The following is a 1,121-nucleotide window of genomic DNA, read 5'->3' as shown; positions in this document are numbered from 1 at the left end:
CACCACCCCACCAGCAGCACCACCCCACCTGGCAGTACCCACCCAGCAGCACCCACCACAAGCGAAAGAACAAGAACAATGTCTGAATTCATCTTCATGCTCACCCACAACGACCGCACCGTCGACAACGCCCTGGAGGTCCTCGAGCAGGTCAAGGACACCGGGCTGCGCCACATCGGCTTCAAGGACGTCGGCGCCACCGCCGAGAAGGCACGTGAGCTGACCGCCGCCGCGCACGCCGCGGACCTGGTGGTCTACCTCGAGGTGGTCTCGGTCGACAAGGCTGATGAGATGGACTCCATCGACGCCGCCATCGCCGCCGGCGTGGACTGGATCGTGGGCGGCAAGTTCGCCGCCGAGGCCGTCGAGAAGCTCGCCGGCACCGGAATCAAGTTCGCCCCCTTCCCCGGCCGCGTCGCCGGGCACCCCAGCGCACTGCTCGGCACCATCGAGGAGATCACCGCGCACGCCGCCGAACTCTCCAAGCTCGAGGGCGTCCACGGCGTGGACCTGCTCGCCTACCGCCACGCCACCGTCGATCCGCTGGAACTCACCGCCGCCGTCGCCCGCGTTGTCGATGGGCCCACCATCGCTGCCGGCTCGGTCGTCAACGAGGACCAGATCCGCGGTCTCGCCGAAGCCGGCGTCTGGGGCTTCACCATCGGCGCGGCCATCTTCGACGGCAAGCTCCCCGGCGAAAAGGACGTCGTGTCCCAGGTCCGCACCGCCCTGTCCTACGCCGACGCCGCCGCCGGCGCCCGCGTCTAACCAGAACCCGCACCGCCAGTACACTGGATTTATTGCCCCAGGGAGGACACCATGTCAGGTCGCCGGCCAAATCTTGCAGAACAGGTTCGAGATGAACTCACCGAGCTCATCAGCAACGGCACGTATAACGTCGGCGACCGGCTCCCCAACGAGGACGAAATGTCGGTGAAGTTCGCGGTGAGCCGCGCCACGGTCCGCGAAGGCTACCGGGCATTGATCGACGCCGGGTACCTTTCCCGCCTCCATGGCAAAGGCACCTACGTCACCAGGGTGCCGCAGCGCCACGCGCTGGACCTGAACGTCAGCTACACCGCGATGATTCAGGCCGCCGGATTCACCCCCAGCATCCGGAT

At 66.7% G+C, this 1,121-nt stretch carries 2 protein-coding genes; both read left to right on the top strand.

Annotated elements, in window-relative coordinates:
* Nucleotides 1–78: 78 nt before the first annotated feature.
* Nucleotides 79–768 (top strand): hypothetical protein, encoded by a 690-nt coding sequence (locus tag LQV45_RS34670; RefSeq protein WP_230012466.1) that lies wholly within the window; start codon nt 79–81, stop codon nt 766–768.
* 51 nt (nt 769–819) lie between these two features.
* A partial coding sequence (locus LQV45_RS34665) for a GntR family transcriptional regulator (RefSeq protein WP_230012463.1) occupies nt 820–1,121 on the top strand: 302 nt, incomplete at its 3' end.

Source organism: Microbacterium sp. Bi128, from assembly GCF_918698205.1.
Note: the sequence above shows the minus strand (reverse complement) of the source record. Positions and strands in the feature narration are given on the sequence as shown.